20 protein-coding genes and 1 pseudogene are annotated in these 20,423 nt (G+C 59.8%); 12 read left to right on the forward strand and 9 right to left on the reverse strand.

Going from position 1 to position 20,423, the window contains the following annotated elements; translation table 11 throughout:
• Positions 1 to 274 precede the first annotated feature (274 nt).
• The 3 genes and pseudogenes from OZ411_RS00155 to OZ411_RS00165 form a co-directional block, all read left to right on the forward strand.
• Entirely contained in the window at positions 275 to 763 is a 489-nt protein-coding gene (locus OZ411_RS00155; RefSeq protein WP_282526287.1) for a phasin family protein, read from the forward strand.
• A 111-nt stretch (positions 764 to 874) separates the two neighbouring features.
• Positions 875 to 1,855 carry an alpha/beta hydrolase gene (locus OZ411_RS00160; RefSeq protein ID WP_282526288.1) on the forward strand — a complete coding sequence of 327 codons (981 nt, stop codon included), beginning with the start codon at positions 875 to 877 and terminating at the stop codon, positions 1,853 to 1,855.
• Between the two features lie 15 nt (positions 1,856 to 1,870).
• Positions 1,871 to 2,288 (forward strand): annotated as a pseudogene (locus tag OZ411_RS00165) (amidase family protein); the annotation flags it as partial.
• Positions 2,289 to 2,916: 628 nt separating this feature from the next.
• Here the strand turns inward: OZ411_RS00165 and OZ411_RS00170 are convergent.
• Complete coding sequence (locus tag OZ411_RS00170) at positions 2,917 to 3,960, reverse strand: AraC family transcriptional regulator (protein WP_282526289.1); 1,044 nt, start codon at positions 3,958 to 3,960, stop codon at positions 2,917 to 2,919.
• Between the two features lie 131 nt (positions 3,961 to 4,091).
• Here OZ411_RS00170 and OZ411_RS00175 point away from each other — a divergent pair, with 131 nt between their 5' ends.
• The 3 genes from OZ411_RS00175 (at position 4,092) to OZ411_RS00185 (ending at position 6,394) form a co-directional block, all read left to right on the forward strand.
• Positions 4,092 to 4,628, forward strand: a complete 537-nt coding sequence (locus OZ411_RS00175; protein WP_282526290.1) for a carboxymuconolactone decarboxylase family protein — start codon at positions 4,092 to 4,094, stop codon at positions 4,626 to 4,628.
• A gap of 43 nt (positions 4,629 to 4,671) precedes the next feature.
• Positions 4,672 to 5,178, forward strand: a complete 507-nt coding sequence (locus OZ411_RS00180) for a DUF417 family protein (RefSeq protein ID WP_130584139.1) — start codon at positions 4,672 to 4,674, stop codon at positions 5,176 to 5,178.
• A 346-nt stretch (positions 5,179 to 5,524) separates the two neighbouring features.
• Entirely contained in the window at positions 5,525 to 6,394 is an 870-nt protein-coding gene (locus tag OZ411_RS00185; protein WP_282526417.1) for a class II fructose-bisphosphate aldolase, read from the forward strand.
• Positions 6,395 to 6,777: 383 nt separating this feature from the next.
• Here OZ411_RS00185 and OZ411_RS00190 read toward each other — a convergent pair whose 3' ends face one another.
• The 5 genes from OZ411_RS00190 to OZ411_RS00210 all read right to left on the reverse strand — a co-directional run bounded on the left by OZ411_RS00190 (position 6,778) and on the right by OZ411_RS00210 (position 10,797).
• Positions 6,778 to 7,200 (reverse strand): Rap1a/Tai family immunity protein, encoded by a 423-nt coding sequence (locus OZ411_RS00190; RefSeq protein ID WP_130582836.1) that lies wholly within the window; start codon positions 7,198 to 7,200, stop codon positions 6,778 to 6,780.
• A gap of 584 nt (positions 7,201 to 7,784) precedes the next feature.
• Positions 7,785 to 8,486: a hypothetical protein gene (locus tag OZ411_RS00195; RefSeq protein ID WP_130582837.1), complete on the reverse strand. Its 702-nt coding sequence runs from the start codon at positions 8,484 to 8,486 to the stop codon at positions 7,785 to 7,787.
• 88 nt (positions 8,487 to 8,574) lie between these two features.
• Positions 8,575 to 8,766 carry a hypothetical protein gene (locus OZ411_RS00200; protein ID WP_027577737.1) on the reverse strand — a complete coding sequence of 64 codons (192 nt, stop codon included), beginning with the start codon at positions 8,764 to 8,766 and terminating at the stop codon, positions 8,575 to 8,577.
• A gap of 208 nt (positions 8,767 to 8,974) precedes the next feature.
• A complete protein-coding gene (locus tag OZ411_RS00205) occupies positions 8,975 to 9,559 on the reverse strand; it encodes a protein-S-isoprenylcysteine O-methyltransferase (RefSeq protein WP_130582838.1) in 585 nt (194 codons plus the stop codon).
• A 5-nt stretch (positions 9,560 to 9,564) separates the two neighbouring features.
• The gene (locus tag OZ411_RS00210; RefSeq protein WP_282526291.1) at positions 9,565 to 10,797 is read right to left on the reverse strand and encodes a hypothetical protein; all 1,233 of its coding nucleotides are present in this window, start codon (positions 10,795 to 10,797) and stop codon (positions 9,565 to 9,567) included.
• Between the two features lie 152 nt (positions 10,798 to 10,949).
• Here OZ411_RS00210 and OZ411_RS00215 point away from each other — a divergent pair, with 152 nt between their 5' ends.
• From OZ411_RS00215 to OZ411_RS00230, 4 genes are all read left to right on the forward strand, one after another.
• Complete coding sequence (locus tag OZ411_RS00215) at positions 10,950 to 11,735, forward strand: SGNH/GDSL hydrolase family protein (RefSeq protein WP_282526292.1); 786 nt, start codon at positions 10,950 to 10,952, stop codon at positions 11,733 to 11,735.
• A 96-nt stretch (positions 11,736 to 11,831) separates the two neighbouring features.
• Complete coding sequence (locus tag OZ411_RS00220) at positions 11,832 to 12,095, forward strand: hypothetical protein (protein WP_130582841.1); 264 nt, start codon at positions 11,832 to 11,834, stop codon at positions 12,093 to 12,095.
• A 170-nt stretch (positions 12,096 to 12,265) separates the two neighbouring features.
• Positions 12,266 to 12,880, forward strand: coding sequence for a TetR/AcrR family transcriptional regulator (locus OZ411_RS00225; protein ID WP_282526293.1), 615 nt, complete (start codon positions 12,266 to 12,268; stop codon positions 12,878 to 12,880).
• 70 nt (positions 12,881 to 12,950) lie between these two features.
• Positions 12,951 to 13,811 carry an EamA family transporter gene (locus OZ411_RS00230; protein ID WP_282526294.1) on the forward strand — a complete coding sequence of 287 codons (861 nt, stop codon included), beginning with the start codon at positions 12,951 to 12,953 and terminating at the stop codon, positions 13,809 to 13,811.
• 128 nt (positions 13,812 to 13,939) lie between these two features.
• Here OZ411_RS00230 and OZ411_RS00235 read toward each other — a convergent pair whose 3' ends face one another.
• Positions 13,940 to 15,217, reverse strand: a complete 1,278-nt coding sequence (locus OZ411_RS00235) for a complex I NDUFA9 subunit family protein (protein WP_282526295.1) — start codon at positions 15,215 to 15,217, stop codon at positions 13,940 to 13,942.
• Positions 15,218 to 15,453: 236 nt separating this feature from the next.
• Here OZ411_RS00235 and OZ411_RS00240 point away from each other — a divergent pair, with 236 nt between their 5' ends.
• The gene (locus OZ411_RS00240) at positions 15,454 to 16,452 is read left to right on the forward strand and encodes an aldo/keto reductase (protein ID WP_282526296.1); all 999 of its coding nucleotides are present in this window, start codon (positions 15,454 to 15,456) and stop codon (positions 16,450 to 16,452) included.
• Positions 16,453 to 17,978: 1,526 nt separating this feature from the next.
• On the forward strand, positions 17,979 to 18,104 hold the full coding sequence (locus OZ411_RS00245) for a hypothetical protein (RefSeq protein ID WP_282526297.1): 126 nt from the start codon (positions 17,979 to 17,981) through the stop codon (positions 18,102 to 18,104).
• A gap of 100 nt (positions 18,105 to 18,204) precedes the next feature.
• On the opposite strand, the gene OZ411_RS00250 is transcribed toward OZ411_RS00245, so the two are convergent.
• Both OZ411_RS00250 and OZ411_RS00255 read right to left on the reverse strand, forming a co-directional pair.
• Positions 18,205 to 19,173 carry a zinc-binding dehydrogenase gene (locus tag OZ411_RS00250; protein WP_282526298.1) on the reverse strand — a complete coding sequence of 323 codons (969 nt, stop codon included), beginning with the start codon at positions 19,171 to 19,173 and terminating at the stop codon, positions 18,205 to 18,207.
• A gap of 33 nt (positions 19,174 to 19,206) precedes the next feature.
• Complete coding sequence (locus OZ411_RS00255; protein WP_282526299.1) at positions 19,207 to 20,202, reverse strand: nitronate monooxygenase family protein; 996 nt, start codon at positions 20,200 to 20,202, stop codon at positions 19,207 to 19,209.
• Positions 20,203 to 20,423: the final 221 nt, after the last annotated feature.

Raw genomic sequence — 20,423 nt, forward strand, 5'->3', positions numbered from 1 at the left:
GTCATCAATGCGTGACACGCTATTCGAAAGTTTCAGCCACGCAATCCTTGGGAAGCACAACGAGTGGCGCTGACTGTTGTCACCTGGACGTGTGGATTGGCACCGTTCTGGGTCTAGGCGCGCTAGCTCAACGTTCGTTGGTTGGCGTTACTCCTTGATCTAAGTTCATGCGGGAAAGTCCCATAATCCCGCGTTAGGAACGCTACACCGCAAGGCCTGTTGTCCTTCAGAAATGACCGTTGTGGTCGACCTACCCAGTCTCTTGGAGCGTCAGATGAGTAACCGTAAACGAGCCATAGCGTCAAAGCGCGCCGGCGGCCCTAGAAAAGCCGCACGGGCCCAACGGAACAAGCAGGCTATTGTTAGAAGCCCGAAAGACAACGCTCTGCGCTCTGTTGCCGCAGGCTCCACTGAATCGCCCAAGCTTCATGACGATTCAAAACAAAAGGCTCCCATCGTTGAGAATCGGGTGGCTGCCTTACAAGATGGCTCCCGTCAGATGATGAGGGACAACAATCCAAGGGAAGGATTTGATCTTTCTTTAGTGACGGCAAACCTGCAAGCTTATCAAGCGAAGCTTCTGGAAATGGCAGAAGCCAACATGCAATTTGCTTTTGAATTCGGCCAGAGGCTTGTGGCGATCAGGTCACCATTCGAATTTTTCGCCGTCATTGCAGAATTTACAAGCAGGCGGATCGACATGTTCCGGAAGTATTCGAAGGAGATGGCTGCGTATCCGTTCTTGGGGCACGGGACCCCTTAGTGATCGCGCGCATTGGCCGTGAGTCGTCGGGCGGGAGCCAAGCCGTAAGGTCGCGGTTGTTCCGCCGATTCGAAGTACCCCGCCAGCGCGGACCATCTAAGGATTGACCCGATGTCCACAACTGAAACCGTCCTGCTGATAGTCTTGGCCGGACTTGTCGTTTTGATCCTCGGCAATATCGCGTTTCAGGTGGCAGCGGAGCGAAAGAACCCGCCGATCGGCGCCTTCATCGAGTGCGACGGAGTGCGCCTTCATTATATCGAACGCGGCGATGCCGCCGCGCCTTGTGTGGTCCTGTTCCACGGGAATGGCACCATGATTCAGGATCTCGTCCTAAGCGGTCTGGTCGACCGCCTGGCCCACTACTACCGCGTCGTTTGCTTCGACCGGCCAGGATTTGGCTACAGCAACCGTCCCCGCACGCGCATCTGGACCGCTACAACGCAAGCTATCTTGTTCGCGAAGGCTCTTGACCAGCTTGAGGTGCGCAATCCCGTGGTGCTCGGCCATTCCTGGGGTACGCTGGTGGCGATCGCGCTGGCGCTGCGAAGCGACTATGCCGTGAGTGGGCTCGTGCTCGCGTCCGGCTACTACTTTCCGACCTTTCGGATGGACTTTTGGCTCATGTCCGGTCCGGCACTGCCACTGCTCGGCGATCTGATGCGCTACACCATCTCGCCGATCATATCGTGGGCCATTATGCCGACGCTTATTCGCACGCTGTTCGCGCCGCGTGCCGTTCCGCCGGACTTCAAGAACGAATTTCCGATCTCGTTGTCCCTCCGGCCCAAACAATTGAGGGCGGCCGCCGAGGAGAGCGCGTTTCTTATTCCAGTTGCCGCGCAATTGCCGCTTCAATATCAGGGCATTCGGTGTCCCGTCAGGATCGTGCATGGAAAGGGTGACCGGCTCATCGAGCCCGACCAATCGCGCCGCCTGCACGAGACGTTGCCCCGTTCCGTGCTAGATCTGGTCGAGGATGCCGGTCACATGGTGACCTATGCAGATACGCCTGGGATCGCGGACGCCGTGGCGGCGCTGGTGCTCACCGCACCGACGAGGCCGGAACTTGGAGGCGAGGCCTCGGCGTAGATAATCCGGACGTTGATGGAAGGTGTCAGCCCGTTTCGTGCCGCGGGAAGACGCGGACGCTGTCCGCGCCATCAAAGGTGCGGGCGCTCTGGTCTTCGGCAAGAACAACCTCGTGGAGATGTCCTACGGCTTGACCGGTCATAACGCGCGCTATGGCCAGGTGAAGAACCCGCACGCCCGCGATCGCGTGTCGGGCGGCTCCTCGAGCGGCTCCGCCGCATCCGTGGCCGCCGGCATCGTGCCCGCGCCCCTAGGGGGCGATACCGTCGGATCGATCCGGGTGCCCGCATCGCTCTGTGGCGTGGTGGGGTTCAAGCCGACGACCGGGCGATGGCCGCGCATTGGCGTCGCGCCGATCTCCCATACGCTCGACACGACGGGCGTGTTCGCCCGCAGCGTCGACGATTGCGCTCTGGTGGATCAGGTCGTGACCTTTCGCCGGCGCATGCGGCCTATCAGTACGATGTCGTCCGCGTTTTCCCCGATCTGCCAATTAGCCAGACTGCAGACCAAGCGCCGGCCGTGCTGACCGCGCAGCGGCCTTGGCTTGCTCCGGTCGGCCATCGGCAACCGCACCAAGCCGATGTCCCCCGGCACGAGGCCGTCGCGGCATGGGAGCGTCAGCAACAGCAGTTCGACCAGGAACTGGACCGGAAGCTGATCATCTGCCGCGGATGTTGACCGTTCCACAACGGTCATTCCCGGCGGGAATAATCACTAGTCCAACGGACCCGCTACCCGGCACGGCTGCCTTCTTTAGCTTTCTGGGTGTGAGTTCAACGAAACGAATGGCGGCCGCCGTCCTCCACGTAAACACTCAAACGAGAACCGTGATGCAAGGCAAGGTCGAGCCTCGTCGCGGCCGGGGACGCCGACCTCGTTGCATTCGGCCGTCACTGCATCTCCAATCCGGATCTGCCCGGGTGGCTGCGGCGCGGCCTTGCGCTCAACCACCACGATCGGTCGACCTTCTACGGTGGCGGTGCGCGCGGCTACACGGATTACCCGACTGCCGAGGCGGCAGCGGCGGCCTGACCGGCATCGCGCCTTCATCTTCTAGGTCAGCGAGGACGCATCGCCGCCTCTCGTTGGCTAGACTCGTCAATCGTAGTCGCTTCGGCTGCTTCCGCAGGCTTCCCTTCGATGGGTGTTACGGGCCTTGCGAAGAGGTCCCGGCCAGATGGCGCCTGCATCTTGCGCCACTGCGCCGGAGTGACGCCCATGTGGCTCTTGAAGGCGCGCTGGAAGGCCGCTTCCGATTGATAGCCTACTGCCTCTGCCACAGCGCCGGTCGAAAGCGAAGACTTCTTGAGTTCGTTGGCTGCTAGCGTCATGCGGATGTCGGTGAGGAGATCACTGGCCGATCTTCCCAGCTTCTCCTGGAATTGCCGCGCGAGCGTCGCGCGCGACAGGTTGCTGAGGCGCGCAAGGTCAGGCAGCGACCATGCCCGCGCGGGCTCGTTGAACAGAGCAGCCACCGCCGGTGCGAGGCGGGGATGACCGGCCAGGGCAAGAAGACCCCGCGGGGCGTCTTGGGTCTCGCTCGCGAGCCGCAGCACAAGCGCGAACATCGCCGTCGACAGCGCGTTCAGCATGGCGCGGCCACCCAGGCGATCGTCCGCCGACTCGCTCCGCATCAGCGCGACCAGGCCTGCGAGCTGCGCGGCTGTTTCCTTTCCGGCGTGAGTGCCGGCATGCACGACCAGGCGCGGCGGCAGATAGCTGCGCAGCAGGCGGTCGTGCGGCGGCGCGACGGCGAAGTGACCGCACAACAGATCGAGCCGTTCGTCCGATCCGAGATTTTCGCTGATCGTGAAGTTGAGGGCCGCACGGTTGCGGGCCGGCAGCGGCGCGGCCCCGCTGTCGTCGTGCATGATGTGACGAGGATTGCCGGGGAGTAGCAGAATGTCGCCGGGCTTCAGCTGCAGCGGCCTTCCTCCCGCCGGGTCCTCCAGCAGCGCGGAGCCGGCGAGCACGGCGTGGTACGGGATTTCGTTGGCCTCGCCGGGCCCCTGGTCGATGCGCCATGGAGCGCCATAGTTGCAGCGCAGGTCGAGCCGCCCGCGCACCGGCATCATCTCGAAGAGCTGGCTAAGCCAATCCATCGCGTCCCTCCCGAAGTTATCGCCATGAGACGATAGGGCATATATTCGAGATTTTACGACATTCAAAGTATCACGGCGCAGTCATACTGTCACTCCCCGATCGTTCACACCCCCAATCAAGGAGTGCCACCATGTCCCGTCTCTCAGTCCCCAATCTCGAATCCGACATCGGCCCGTCGGGCCAAGTCTATGCCCAGATCAAGAAGGCGATCGGGAGCGTCCCGAACACCTTCGCCGCCATCGCCGCGCACGGCCCCGCTGCACTAAAGTCGGTCCTGGCCGCCGATGCGGTGCTCGCCACCGGCGCACTGACCAAGCGCGATCAGGAGGTCATCAAGCTCATCATCAGCGCCGCCGGCGGCTGCGATTACTGCGTGGCTGCCCACAGCTATCTCGCCAAGCTCGCCGGCGTGAAGCCGGAGGTGCTGAAGCAGATCCGCGAGGGCCAGCCCACCGGCGACGCCCAGCGCGACGCACTGGTCGGCTTCGTCCGCAAGCTCGCGCAGTCCAGCGGCACCGTCAGTGACGAGGATTTCGCCGCGATCAAGGCCGCCGGTTACAGCGACGCGCAGTTGGTCGAGATCAGCCTGGCCTTCGCGACCACCGTCTTCACCAACGTCTTCAACCGCATCAACGACACCGAGATCGACTTCCCGGCAGTGGCGTGACGCAACTGCGCTCAGTCAGACCTTGGATGAAAGGATCACGACCATGACCACGATTACCAACACCACTCAAAATCCGCTTGTTCGCGCGCTGCACAGGTCCGGCCTGCTCGCGGAAGACCTCGACTATCACGTCGTCCGGGCCTCGATGGTGATCATGTTTTTCTTCTTCGGTTACCAGAAGTGGTTTCCGTACGAATTCGAACGACTGGTTCCGTTCATCAGCAATGGCCCGCTGATCTGGTGGCTCTATCCCGTATTCGGCCACGCCGGCGCCAGCTACTTCCTGGGCGTCTCAGAGTGGACGTTCGGGACCTTGCTGCTGGCGGGCTTCTGGGACAAGAAGTTCGGCGTTCTCGGCGCGCTGGGCTCGACCGGCACCTTCATCGCAACCGTCACCATCATTCCGTTCATGCCTGAGGGCTGGGATATCACTGCGGGAGGCTTCCCTGCGATGACGGGCAACGTGCCTTTCCTGATGAAGGACGTCGTTCTGCTCGCCGTCTCGCTCTACCTGCTGAGGCAGGACGTGGTTCGCCTGATGCGGCAATAGGTGGCACTCTGCTGATGGCGATGCATCGCCGGCGAGCTTCTCCCTCGCCGGCGATTGCGCGGTCGAAACTGCCGAACGGGTGCGGCGGAGAACTCCCGATGGTAGGCACGGCGCAAGTGTGTCTTTGCCCACCCCACGAAGCCGACGGCCGATATCTTCTTCCCGCATCGCGGTGTCGGCTATCGTTGTCACTGCCAGATTGCAACAGCTTCTCACCGGCCGCAATGGATTGAGCGCCCCTGCATTCAAATGCCCGTGTTTCGTGTCTTGCGAGAGGCAACAGGAGACCCAGTTATGCGAATACGGTGCAGAGTGCCACGCAGCAACATTGATGAGGAGGCTCTTGATGCATGGATTGCGGGATGCTTTGGAGCAGAGTCAGAAAGACGGTGCCGCGATCGGCCATTTCAACGTCGGCGATTGGGTTCTATTGAAGGCGGTGTCGGCAGCCGGACAGGAACTTAAGGTCCCAGTGGTGGTCGGTGCATCCGAGGGCGAACGGGAGTTTTTCGGAGTCTCCGAAATTGCGGCTCTGGTGCGGAGGTTGCGTGAGGAATGCGACTGCCCATTATTTCTTAACGCAGATCATACGCATTCCCTGGCAAAGGCCATAGAAGCGGTCAGGGCTGGATTTGACGCCATCGTCTTCGATCTTTCCGCGCTGCCGTTCGAGCAGAACGTACGGCAAACAAAAGAAGCGGTCGAAGCCCTCAAAACAATCAATTCTGACGTCCTTGTCGAGGGAGAGATCGGCGACATTGGAACCGGTTCTGAAATACATGAAGAGGCTCCCGACTTGTCGAGGGGCTTAACATCTCCTGCAGAAGCGAGACAGTTTGTCGAGTCTACAGGGGTCGACATCCTCGCTCCGGCCGTGGGCAACATGCACGGGATGCTAAAGAGCATGGTGCAGGGACAAACACGGAAGCGGTTGGATATCCAGAGAATCGCCCAGATCAAGAGCGCGGCCCAAGTGCCACTTACCCTGCATGGCGGATCGGGAACCGACGACGAAGACTTGCGGAAGGCAATCGCCGCTGGGATCAATATCATCCACATCAATACTGAATTGCGGGTCGCCTGGAGACGCGGCTTGGAGGAGGGTTTGGCCCAACAGCCCTACGAAGTCGTCCCTTATAAGATCCTGCCGTTCGCAGTGGAATCGGTGAAAAACGTAGCTCGCTCACGCTTGAGCCTATTCAACGGCGATAAGTAGCTCATAGAGCTCGGTCTCGGTAAAATCGCTTCTCGTTATCCGAGGCGCGCTCCTCATTACGCTCCACGACCGGCCCGGATCCCGGCACCGATTTAATGCACCGTCACCGTAATTCGAGTTGACTAGAGCATGATGACTTTTCTTCGAATCGTCATCCCGCTCTAGCTCTTTGTTTGAGCATGATCTCCGCGCAAACGCTTCGCGTTTGTCGCGAGGGAAAACCGGTCTCCACTTTTCCGGATCATGCTCTAGAAGGCGGTGCCGACAGGCTTACACGTCAAGCTTGATGTGGCCCATTCATAGTCGTGAGTTCGTGGCGCATGATTCGAGGCCCGAGCTTGTGAGCTTGAATCACAATCGTCAGGTCAAACACAATGCGCCTTCTATTGTTTTGGTTTTGTCGGCGCGCGCTTTTTTGATCCAGTCTTGGTGGACGGCTCCGCGTCGTCACCCTGGCAGGGCCAAGCATCTCTGAATGATTCGATAGCGACGGTGAGCCCCGGTTCTTTCGCTCGATCCGGATTGTTATCAAGGTACCGCAGAAAGACCTTGGCGCCCTGCAAGATGCTGCCTTGCGCGGGGGGGCAGGCACGTATGTTAGTTGGCAGATTTGGTGAAAAGATCATTGCAGTCTCGATCATTCCCTCACATGTGCCGGCGGACCGAGCGTCGTCCTGATTGCGAAACGAGCTCTGAACAAGTATCTCGCAAGATCTCTGCGCGTCGGTTCCCTTATCGACAACCGTGGCGCTTGCCCTTCCGATGATCGAAAGGACCAGGCCGGCAACAATGATATAGACCCGCATTGGCGTCCCCGAACCAGCGCAACAGCTTACACGCACTTGATTTGCCGCAGTGGTGCCGCCGCCCGCGCCGTTCGAGGCGGCTCGAACGGCTTAGCCCAAAACAAGGGCCTGATCCATCGCCTCCAAATGCGGGCGACGCTAGATCATGATTCGATTAGACGGAATTGGATCATGATCTCATCTCTTTGTTTGACCATGATCGCCGCGCAAGCGCTTCGCGTTTGTCGCGAGGGAAAACCGGTCTCCACTTTCCGGATCATGCTCTAACTAACGCAAGTTCATCATTTTCACTCAGCCGAAAGAGCGCTTTGTCGGCTTGGCAAACATCCATCTCATGCGCCGTGATGCGCGCGAAGCACCCGATCATGATCGCGGGCCAACCGCTGGCGGCGATCAGTATACCGATGGCATAAATCTCGAACCGGTGCGTCCGTTGTGTGAAATATTTACCAAATGAGGCAGCACACGAACGTCGCTCGTATTGAGCGGCGTTTCCTCGAACGCAGCCCCTCGCTCGAACGCGCTGAAACGCGCGCACCTATCCAAACGGTCAGGAAAGCTGGACGAACTCAATACTGAGGAGTCTAGCTCCGATCGGATTCAAGCTGCACTGTTTTTCGTCCGCCGTTCATCTCCCTGAGCTCGTTTACGTATTCCTCAGGCTTTAACAGATGAAACGGAGTCTTCAGGCCCATAAAAGTCGCTATGCGGCCGATAAAAAAAGTGCAGTTGGTGGTTGCCGCATTCCATAGCGGCGAGGTCTCCTGGAGATGCTTGATATAAGCAAAGACCTTCTTGGCGTCAGCCTCGCTCAAATAGACACGATAGCTCGCCGTCAAATATTGCTCGTCAAGATCGCCATAGCTCGCCCCTGTCTCAGAGGGAACAAATACGAGGTGTCCCAACATGTAGGGCAGCGTGTCGCCAGCCGGAGCCAAACCCGCGACCTCGATCTCCTTTTCACTCGTCTTTCCGTACCAGACGAATGCATGACCGTAGGATGCTGCCGTCCGGGCACGAAAATCGACGTAATAGGGGCCTCTGGCCGTAGCTCTTTGGATTGGCTTAGCGTCTGACCTGGCCGGCGGGGCACTGGGCGCAACCGCAGCCATGCTCTCAGCATGCTTGGCTGTCGATTTAGGCAAAGCGTCCTGTTGCTGATGGTCGGAGCGCGCCGCGAGCTGCTGTGCGCTCCCGCTCCCGGCCCCCAAGCTCACGGAGGCCGCGAGCACCGCGACCCCAGCAAGACGCTGCAGACCTGGATATTTCCGAGTCACGCCTAGCATCTTCGAATCCCCGCGAATCAAAGACCAGATGCCACAGTGGTCGATCCACCCCCAATCGCACGCCGCTGGCGCACGAATGGATATTAGATCAACCCTTGGTCACTACCGGGGCGGCAACCGGATATTTGCCCACCGGGCTCTTGCCGACGGGGTACTTGCCCAAGGGATATTTGCCGACTGGCGCAGCCACCGGCTGAGGCTGAGGCCGTGGGAGGTCGGCAGCAGCCGCTGTTCCCACGAAAGCCAGAGACGCAACACCGAGGATCACGAACTTCAACATCCAGATCTCCTGCTGTATCAGCGAAGGTTGAAATTTACCCTTCAACAGATAGCCTGATGCTCGCCATGGCAGCAACAAATAGACTGAGCAATTAGCGGTCGCGACGGCCGTTTTTCGTCAGTTGTTGCGAAAATGGCACGGAATTTGAGGCTTTTTGGAACTCGGTCGCTTTGTGGTTCCACATATCCAATATCTGTCCGGACCTGCTTCACAGGACCGGCGGGAAGACCCGACCAGTCCTCGCCATATACGCGCGATAGCTGTCGCCAAAGGTCTCCAACATCATTCGTTCTTCTCTTGCGACGCGGCCAAAGTACAAGATCCCGAAACCGGCCAGGCCCGCAAAGCCGGCAATCCAATTAGGCAGCAGCAACGCCTGGGCGATAGCCCACAGCCAAAATGCCGAATACATCGGGTGTCGAACTCTCCGGTAAATCCCTTCCGTCACGAGTTCATGCTTCTCACGCACATCGAGACTGATCGACCAATTCCGTCCCAGCGCACGATGCGTCAGGTGAAACATACCCAAAGCCGCAATCGCAAAGAAAAGGCCGAGCCAGGCGAGCAAGGGATGAAAACTGTAGTCTGCGAAACGTGGTATCGCTGTCGCTACGTAGAGGAGCGGCACAAGTCCAAGTCCTGTAAGAGATATGAGCAGCAGCGCAGTTTCCACGGGGCCGCGGGCGCTCCATACGATCCTTTCGCGGCGAGAGCGCCGCGCGTACTTGTGACGTATGAGGTACCAGCCGATCGCCAAGGCGACGAAAATGGCTTTTGAAATGGTGGGCGTCATTTGAGTCAGGCTGCCGCGCCCGGGCTTCCCAGCAGTTCGCTTTCTGACAGCGGCGCGCTCGCAATAAGTCCTCCGTCGCCAGCGATCATGGACAGGGCGCCGTCCGGGGCGAGCGTCTGGGATCTAGCTGAAACAGGCCCGCATGTCAGCATAAAGTAATCGTACGATGTTCGCCTGTCATTTCCACTGACGAATTGGTTGTGCAAACGGAAGAAATGGAAGCGGATGCGTCGATACATGTCGTGGTCGAGCATTCGACTGAGTCTCACGATCCTGACAGTCGCATCGTTTTCTGTCGACAAGCCCATTTCGGCCATTGGCTGGCTTTTGTAAAAGTTCAGGGGATCGATGAGGGCCTGATAGTCGCCCCAGAAGATCGCGCGCGACTTGGCGACGCGTTCCATCGTCGTGCGAAAGCGTATTGCTTTCGGGTGCAGGCCGACCTTGAGTATGGATGATCCAACGCTCAAGAATGTGACTGGCGTTTTGTTCCCACCGAGCGCAGGCTCCAGCTTCAAAGCGCGATCAAGCAGATCAACCGCAAGTACGGCCCCAAGGCTGTGCCCTAAGACCAAAATTTCGTCTGCGGCAAAGTTGCCCGCCGCAGCCACGAGCTCGCCGGCCAGCCTGTCTAGCCTTTGCTCGATTTCCGAATTGCCGCATCGAATGTACTCGCGAGAAAAAATCCAATCGTCGAACAAGTCGCCCAGGTGCAGCCAGCGCCACGGACCCGCCAAGACGGCAGCGAACCCGAAGAGACCGCCACCGGTGGCAATGGCAATTGATCCGGTGACTTTGAATGCAAACACGCCAATCAAGAAGGCGGCCGCGATGAGCAGTCCGAACATGACGAATGGATAGAGAAAGAAACCTGCGTAGCGCCAGTTGGTCAGCAGGTAACGCCAAAGTGTGCCGGACAAAACGAAATCCAGAAACGTAAGAATGCCGACGGAAATGCGTGAGCCAATGCTTCGACGCCCGAAGGCCTGAATTACGTCGTCCCACCGGACCACACGGTAATCGGTTTCGACCAGCCAATCGGGGCCGGTTGTCATCACATTCCATCCTATCTGATCGGCGGTGTCACGCAAACCGTCAACGGTCGCTTTCACTGACCAGGTGCGTTGGAACCTGGCAATTTCGCGCACAAAGCGTCGTTGCGCGCTGAGATGCGACGTGATTGGATCATAGCCGCCAATATGGAATACCAGCCGCTTCGCTACAGGCTTTCCGGTCATCGTCTCGCCCGCGACTATCCGCGGTTTCGACTATCCGCGGATTCATCGTGTTGTTCGCTGTCCACGCGTCAATCGACCTGTAATTGCACGACATAGCGAAGCGTCTGGCACCAAGGGTTGTCAAGACAGAATTGACCAATTATTGGGGGAAGATGTTGACCTATTTCGCCCTTCGTGCCGGAATCGCTCGAACAATAGCGTCGATCGTCGCGGCTTTGCTTGTCGGATTGTCTGGCAGTGCGCCCTCTCAAGCACAGGACGAGTTATCATCTGCGGAGAGATGCCTTTCGGCAAATTTCAACGTCTCGCTGGGTGCACAATTGCCCCGCACGGCGGCGCGTTTGAAATCTGGCGAGCCGCTAAAGATTGTAGCGATTGGATCATCGTCGACAGTAGGACTCTGGGTGCTTAGGTCCGCGGCCACATATCCGGAGGTGATGCGCCGAGAGCTCTCGAGACTTAGATCCAACGCCACGGTCGAGGTCATCAACAGCGGTCGAGTCGGAGATACGATTCCAAACAACATCGCACGCTTCGCGCGTGACGTGTTCGCGCACACGCCCGATCTCGTTATCTGGCAGTTAGGTACCAATGACGTCGCCTGGGGTGGCCGGCCGGACGAAGGGCTCAAAAGAAGCGTTCTTGAAGGGGTTAGGGCACTTAAGGCAGGGTCTTCGGACGTCGTGTTGATGGACATGCAATATGCGCCACAGGTGCTCGCTTCAGCCAGCTACTCAACGATGGAGGGCATCATCATCGATGTCGCAAAACAGGAAAGGGTCGGGCTATTCTCTCGTTTTGCGCTGATGCGAAACTCGATCAATGCCGGGGTCGCGCAGAGCGAACTTGTAACGTTTGACGGATTGCACAACACCGCCGATGGTTATGATTGCGTTGGACGAGCCCTTGCCCGAGCCATCTCGACGAGCGCGCGTTGACAGGCCTGGCTCGGCCGAATCGAAAGCTGCGCCTTCGCATGAGTTGGGCGCTGGCTGGGACAGCAACTCGCGCTGACGCTGTCAGGAGGTGCGCTCATGCACCATTATCTCAGCGAACTTATTGACTTATTGCTGGTGCTTGTCGCCGGGTGGATGGTGCTAGCCGTCATCTTTGTTATCTACGCTTATTTCGCACGTCTTCAGTACCCGGTGAGCGGATCGGTCTTTGGACGTGTGGTCGTCATTTCCTTCTTCATCATAACCACGTCGATTTGGCTCCCTATTGTTGTGGGCGCGCTAGCCCTATCGCTGATCGGTCATTTGTGGTCTCACTTCAGGACAAAGCCACGCGTCGGTTAGTTGGCTGCTACGTGCTGGCCGCAGTTAGAGCGCCGGAAATCGAAAGTGAGGGCCATCACCACGCGGCGTCAATTACTTCGACACCGCGGTGCAGTACGGCGATGCCGAATCGGAAAAGAACCTTGGCGGTCACTTGCGATTTAAAGACCAATTGGTCTATAATATCAGCAATGAGCCGCCAAACCCCAGTGCAGTTGCCCCGTGGCCGCCCCCGAAGTTTCGACGTGGAAGCCGCTGTCGAACGCGCGATGGGTGTGTTCTGGTCGCGCGGCTATCACGGCACGGCGCTGCCGGACCTTCTTCGTGCGACCAAGCTCTCGCGTGGCAGCCTTTACGCCGCTTTCGGTGACAAGCACTCGCTCTTCTTGCGTGCGCTTGATCGCTACATTGCCGATGCCCTGACACGGATGGATATCGAACTCGACCCCCGCAGAGAGCCGGTCGACGGCCTGCGGGCCTACCTTGCCGGTTACGTTGACCGCACGAGCGGTGCCAATGGTCGGCGCGGATGCCTGCTGGTGGCCACAGCCATGGAACTGGCTGGCCAGGATGCTGAAGTTGGTCGTCGCATCGCGAGCTTCTTCAAAGCCATGGAGGCCAGGGTGGCGGAGGCGCTTTCCCGTGCGAAGACGGCGGGCAAGTTGGCCGATGGTGTTGAGCCTACAAGTGCCGCCCGAATTCTCGTCTGTTTCGTTGAGGGGCTGCGAGTGGTCGGCAAAACGGCACCGGCACGGAACACATCGCAAGCCACCGTTGACGCTCTGCTCGACCGCTTCATCAGGTAAACAACCCATGGACGCCTCGGCTGGTGGCGCGCCGATATCTAGACTGATCGGTCTTGAAAGGAAGGATGCCATGTCTGCCCTCCAGATCGTCTGCGCGGTGGCCGTTCCCTTGCTCTGGGGTTATCAGTTCGTGGCCATCAAAGTGGGCGTTACGGAGTTTCCGCCTCTCTTCTTCCTCGCACTGCGCTTCCTGGCCATCGCGCTGCTGCTTGTTCCGTTCGTCAAAAGGCCCACGCGTCAACAGTTCGGCCCTATCGCAGCTATTTCGATTTTCTTTGGTGGACTGAACTTCGGGCTCTTCTATGTTGGCCTTGGGCTCGGCTCGGGAAGCATGTCGGCCGTCGCGTATCAACTCGCCACGCCCTTCACCGTCCTGTTAGCCTGGCCGCTGCTCGCGGAGAGGCCGTCTCTCACCACGTCCGCTGGAGTGGTGCTTGCATTCCTTGGCGTGGTCGTGTTGGCAGCGGAGCCTGGCCTGTCGGCAAACGCGCTTCCGCTGCTGCTTGTGGTCGGGTCGGCCTTCGCATTCGCGGTGTCCAACGTCTTGACGAAACGCTACGGCCCTTTTGATCCCCTGATGTTGATGGCGTGGTCGTCGCTGCTCACGGTGCCGCAGGTCATGTTGATGTCGTTGCTCCTTGAATATGGACAACTGGCGAGCCTTGTCACGGCGGACGAACGTGGTTGGCTGGCACTCGCCTACACAATTTTCATCGGAGGAATTGTTGGGTTTGGCCTTTGGTTCTGGCTGATCGCCCGTTGCTCCATGGGCCGCGTCGCACCCTTCGGTCTGCTGCTTCCGGTGTTCGCCTTGATTTCGAGCGTGTTGTTCCTTGGCGACCGCATGACCCCAAAGTTGATTGTCGGTGGGCTGCTCGCGATCTCCGGCGTCGCCATTACACAAGTAAGACCGAGCGCCCGACCAATTTGAACCCGGAAGTCGCGTCGTGGCGACTTTCGGGTTTGACCCAAACCGGTCATCGCTGTGGTGGTCTTATCGGCGACGCCAACTCGTCGTTGACACTGTCGCTCGTGCCGCAGTACCGAGTCTTCTTTCCTCTACTTGGCGCGAATTCCTCTTGCGTCTTGAGTTTCCGCGTTTGTGCGCTTGAGCATCGCTTTGAGCTCCTCTTCGAGCGATCGCGGCGAAATGCCAAGCCGGCCAAGTCCCGGCCGACTGTCCGAGGCCGTCGTGTCGATCTGCATAAGCTCGACCTGATTGCGCGTGAGTGGTGGCTGCGGCAGGACTTCAGCGAGACTGGCGACGGCATCCCAGACAGCAAAGGGTGTTCGTACCAGAACCGGCCGCAATCCTGCGGTACGCGCAATGGTCCGCAACAGCTCCTCGTATGAGTAAATGCGCGGGCCGCCCAGTTCGTAGATGGGATAAGGCTTTTGGGTTTGCCGCAGGATATTTGCGATCGCCGCGGCGACGTCGTCCGCGTATACCGGTTGAAGCCTCGTCCTGCCGTCACCGAATAGCGGATAGGCTGGCAAGGTCCGGAGCAGCCCGAGAATTGTCGTGAGAAAGGCGTCGTCCGGCGCGAACATGACCGCCGGGCGAACAATGACAGCGCCGGGGAATGCGGCTTGCACGGCCGCTTCGCCCTCGCCGCGACTGCGAATATAGGGCGAAGACGAGGTCGCGTCGGCGCCTATTCCTGATAGGTGCACGAACCGTTTGATCCCGGCCCGGCGCGCGGCTCCAGCGATCCTGGCCGCCGCTTCGACGTGCACCGAATGAAATGTGTCGCCTCCATGCTCGACATATAGGCTGATCGCGTTGACGACGCCGTCGGCGCCCGCAATGGCGGCCTCCACGGAGCGTTCGTCATGTGCATCGGCAACGATCTGTTCCACGTTATCGCCCTCGGCCCGCCCAGTACGCCGTGAGGCTGCGCGCACCGTAGCGGTGGAATCACCCAAACAGCGCACGATGCGACGACCAACAAATCCAGTCCCCCCAAAGACGGTCACGCGGTTCATTCCCGGATCCATCCCGCGATCCTGTGCTACACCCTTTATTGACCCACTGAGCGCCGCGCGAACGGCCTCAGTGGCCTCCGCCGGCGAACTGCCTTTGTTGAGGTGATGCGAGATCACGTCAAACAGGATTTGCGCGGCCGGGCCGATCGTTTGCCACTCTTTCCTGGCTTGATCGATCAGCGGCTGCGCTTCGACATAGAGCGTCTGCGCGTGTTCGATGACCGGATGAGCCTTGTTGAGAAGATCGATCAGCGCCCTAGTCGCCGGCAATGACTGCTCGATTTGCTCAAGTTGCGCATCGCTAAGACCGGAAACGTGGCCAAGGACATCAAAGAGCAAGTGTTTCAGCATGGCGCGAGCTTACTGGTAGCAACGCACTAACTCAAGGCAACCAACCCAAAGTGAGCACGTGCTCGCGACTTTGCTCCAGTTTCCGCAGGCGCAGACAGGGTGTCGGTCTGACCACAAGGCCGCAGTCAGAGGGCCGGAAATCGAAAAGTGAGGGCCAGTCACCACGCGGCAAATGTTGCGGTAGAGTAGCCGGCGTTCGACATTGCATAATCTTCAATCAGCCGGGAGGAACAGCGATGCAATTGCGGGTCTTTGGACGCACGGGAATGCAGCTCTCGGTGCTGGGCTTCGGCTGCGGCGCGGTGGGCGGGTTTATGGTGCGCGGCGATCCCGTCGACCAGGAGCGGACCATCGCGCGGGCGATCGCCGCAGGCGTCAACTACTTCGACACCGCGGTGCAGTACGGCGATGGCGAGTCCGAAAAGAACCTTGGCCGCGTCTTGCAAAAGCTGAAACCGGCCAATGTGGCCGTCGGCACCAAGGTTCGGTTGCCGCCCAGCGAGTTTGGCCGGATTGCGGACGCCGTCAGGATGTCGCTCGAAGGCAGCCTGGCGCGACTGCGTCTTGACCGGGTCGACATCTTTCATCTGCACAATGCGATCACCGAGAACGGAGGCGGTTCGGCGCTGAGCGTCCGGCAGGTGCTCGACGACGTGGTGCCGGCGTTCGAGCGGCTGCGTCAGCAGGGGAAGATTCGTTTCCTCGGGATGACGGCCGTCGGCGACACGGCGGCGCTGCAGCAAGTGATCGATGCCGGCGTCTTCGACAGCGCTCAAATCGTCTACAACATGCTCAATCCATCTGCCGCCGACGATTTGCCGCCGAGCTATCCGGCGCAAGATTATGGACGATTGTTCGATCACACCAAGGCCGCCGGCGTTGGCGTCGTGGGCATTCGCGTGCTGGCCGGCGGCGCGCTGTCGGGCTCGGCCGAGCGCCATCCGATTGCGGGTCCGGCGCCCGAGCCGATCGGTTCGGCGATGAGCTACGATGCCGACATCGATCGCGCACGCCGTCTCATCGCGCTGGTCACGGAGGGGTTCGCGGCGAGCCTGACCGAAGCCGCCACGCGATTTGCAATATCCCACCCGGCGATGGGCACGATCCTGGTCGGCATGGCGACGCCGCAGCAGTTCGAGGACGCACTCGCCGCGGTCGAAAAAGGCCCGTTGCCGCAAGCTGCGCTCGACAGGCTGACAGCACTGCAGCAGGCATTTTCCGGCGAACCACGATGATCGTTGCCCGCCGGCAACGATGGTGGGCAATGAGCGCCTTACAGATTCGTGGCGCGTAGGGTCTGCAATCTGAGCGGCTTACAGCGTCACCACGATCTTGCCGAGGTGTTTGTTGGCAAGGTGTCATTGCGGTTGCGCTACCCCCTCGAACAGGCTTTTATGGGCCATACTCCTTGCCTACCGTCCGAAGTCCGATTATCAGGGCGCTGGGTCGAGGCAAGTGCGCCCGGCGCTACCGCTATTTAATTACAGGACCGACGGCATTTCCCGTCACTTTCAAGGTCCAATCGAATTTCTTGAGCGAGTGCGGTGTCAAACGCCATGCAGCATATCGTTGACGTCTACGTGCGGCTGAACAGCCGTGAGGGACTCGAGGACGTCCTGTTCGCTTGAACGCTGACAATGGACCAGAGATTGCGGCAGCGGCCGCTTAACGACTGATAGCCAGGATTCAATTCGACGCTATGGAAGAATGCGATCTTCTCATTGCGCTGCTCCGCATAAGCCATGACTTGGCAACTCGTCACGGGCAGGTCGTCCGTCTCAGGGCAGAACTAGACAGACTGTCTCGGCCAAGCACACTGCCAGCAATCGAGATGTCAGAAGCGATTTCCAGCCGTCGGAGAGCGGACGAACGCGACTTCGCGACCGCAACCGATTTCCTCGCAACATTTCGCCCGAGCGTAGACGCGGCACTGAAGCGGCGCATCAAGTGATATCGGCTAGAGCATGATCCGGAAAAGTGTGAAGCGGTTTTCCGAAAAGATCATGCTCGAACAATAACCTAAAGCGCGATGATGATTCATCCTTATCTCGTCGCGCTTTAGCTCTAGCGCAAAATCGGGGATTTGCGCCTAGGCGTCGCCCCGACCATCGGGCTGAGGGGCGAGCGGTCAGCCACTGATTAGAGGCTGTGTTGCTTTGCAATATCACGGCTGCACAGCGGATTTAATATTGATATTATTATGACGATTTAATATTGCTATTATTATCACGAAACGTTAATAATTAATCAAATCGCGGGCGAGGAGATTAATAGTCATGCTTTGGATGTGGAAATTCATGCGCTTGTGGTCTCTCAAAAGCGCTCTTGGTGGACTGGCTGTGTTAGGAATCGCGACCACCGGTTACGTCCTCCACGGAGATGGCAGCCCTAGCAATTGGACCGATGGTGGCGTCCATGGCGCTCCTGGTAGCGTTCATGGCGCTCCGGGACCTGTCGCTGGCGCTGGACTTCCTCTTGCTCTTATTGCGGTCGGGTATGGCGTATATCGTCTCGTAAGGCGTCGTCACAAATCGCACTGACAACTCCATCGCCCCACTGGAACACAGCTCACCCAAGGGCAAACGGCCAAGCACATGGCGTGACCATCCCACGCCGTTTGAGAGAAGCCGACGCTCTGCCTTTCGCGACAGGCGTGGCCCTTCAGTCTGCGGCATTCTAAGTGGACCGCCCGTGCGCGCCTTGAAGGCCTCGGAATTCACGTTAGATATGGCGCGGGGGGTCCTGAAAGGGAGCCCACTCAATGACGCCACGTTTTGTTTTCTTCGCCTTTTCCATAGCATTCGTTCTGGCAGCGATTTTTGCGGCGATTACGACGGCCAGGCAGATCCATGGCTATCAGGCCACCATAGCGGGAAGGGCAATCTAAGCCGCATGGCGTAGGGTGGGCAAAGCGAAGCGTGCCCACCATCCACGTTCGGTGCAAGCGAAGGTGGGCGCGCTGCGCTTTGCCCACCCTACGATCGCACTTAAAGCGTCACCACGATCTTGCCTAAGTGCTTGTTGGCTTCCATGTGCTCGAACGCCTTGCCGATCTCGTCGAACTTGTAGACGCGATCGATCGGCAGTTGCAGCTTGCGCGATTCCACCGCGCCCCAGATGTCCTTGCGGACCTCGTCGAAGATCTCGCGGATCTCCTCAATGGTGCGGGTGCGGAAGGTGACGCCGATATAGTGGATGCGGCGCGCCGCGTGCAGGTCGAAGTTGAAATCGGCATGGGTGCCGCCGAGCCGGCCGACATTGACGATGCGGCCCTTGACCTTGGTCGCAGCGAGGTTCTGGTTGGCGACCTTGCCGGAGACCTGGTCGACGATGAGGTCGACGCCTTCGCCGCCGGTTGCCTTCAGCACCTGCTCGACCCAGCCGGCGTCGCTGGAATCGATCGCGAGGTCGGCGCCGAAATCCTTCAGCCGGCCGCGCCGCATCGCGTCGGTCGAGGAACCGATCACGAGCTTCGCGCCCTTGAGTTTCGCGATCTGCAGTGCCATCAGCCCGACGCCGGAACTTGCGCCCTGGATCAGCACGGTCTGCCCCACCTGCAGCGCGCCGTTGGTGACGACGGCGTTGTGCATGGTCGCGAGCGCGACGGGGAGGGTGGCGGCTTCCTCGAAATTCATGTTCGAGGGCGCGCGGAACAGCCGGCCGTGATCGGCAAGCGTGTATTCCGCAAAGGCGGCGCCGCCGGAGCCCATGATCTTGTCGCCGACCTTGACGCCTTTCGCGTCAGGTCCGAGTTCGGCGACCTCGCCGGCCCATTCCATGCCGAGCACGGTGCCGACGCCTCCTGCGCTGCCATGGGCATGGCCCTTGGTCATGCCGAGGTCGGCGCGGTTGAGGCCGCAGGCATGGACCTTGACCAGCACCTGCGTGCCCTTCGGCGTTGGCTTTGCGACGTCGGTAATCTCAGCGCCATTGGCGCCATAGACATAGGCTTTCATCGGCTCTTCTCTTTGGTTGGGCGCAAGGCCGCTTTATTCGGCAGCCTGGCGCTGCGCCCCCGAAATCATGCCCTCGAGGCGGCTGCGGATGATCGCCTCCGCATCGCGTACGATCCGCGATACCAGTTCGGCGCAGGTCGGGATGTCGTGGATCAGGCCCTGCACCTGGCCAGCCGACCAGATGCCTTCCTCGGCATCGCCGGTGGCATAGACCATCTTGCCGCGGGCGCCGGCGACGAGTTCGCGGACATCCTCGAATTTCGCGCCTTCCTTCTCCATCGCGACTACCTTGGTGGAGACCGCGTTCCTGGCGACACGCGAGGTGTTGCGCATGGTGCGGAAGATCAGCTCGGTCTCGCGCTCGTCATTGGCGACGATGCGTTCCTTGACGAGCTGATGGATCGGGCTCTCCTTGGTGCACATGAAGCGTGTGCCCATGTTGATGCCGTCGGCGCCGAGCGCCAGCGCAGCCGCCAAGCCGCGGCCGTCGCCAAAGCCGCCGGAGGCGATCATCGGGATCTTCACCTTGTCGGCGGCGCAGGGGATCAGGATCAGGCCGGGGGTATCGTCCTCGCCGGGATGGCCGGCGCATTCGAAGCCGTCGATCGAGATCGCGTCCACGCCCATGCGCTCCGCCGACAATGCGTGACGGACGCTGGTGCATTTATGCACGACCTTGACGCCGTGCTTCTTGAACTGGTCGACGTGTTCCTGGGGCTTGTTGCCCGCGGTCTCGACGATCTTGATGCCGCTCTCGATAATGACCTGGCGGTATTCGGCGTAAGGCGGCGGTTTGATCGCAGGCAGGATGGTCAGGTTCACGCCAAACGGCTTGTCCGTCATCTCGCGGCAGCGCGCGATTTCCTTGCGCAGATCATCCGGTGTCGGCTGCGTCAGCGCCGTGATCATGCCGAGCGCCCCGGCATTGGCGACGGCCGCGACGAGTTCCGCGCGTCCGACCCATTGCATGCCGCCCTGCACGATCGGGTGCTCGACGCCGAAAAGCTCGGTGAAGCGTGTCTTGATCATTACTGCCCTCTGTTTCCCCGGCGCGGACGGTCGCGCGTTGTTTATCGAGAATTCATTCGGGCAGCAGGATGCCGTCGCCCCCTGCAAAAGTCCACGGGGGCGGGTGATGGTCAGGGCAACGCCATCATGCAAAAGCGCCGCGTTGTTTCCGCAAGGCGGAACAAGTCGGATCGACCCAAAGTCCCCGAATTAAGGGGTTCACGCCACTGGCTTCAGGTGAC

Source organism: Bradyrhizobium sp. Arg237L, assembly GCF_029990105.1.
Lineage (GTDB): Bacteria > Pseudomonadota > Alphaproteobacteria > Rhizobiales > Xanthobacteraceae > Bradyrhizobium.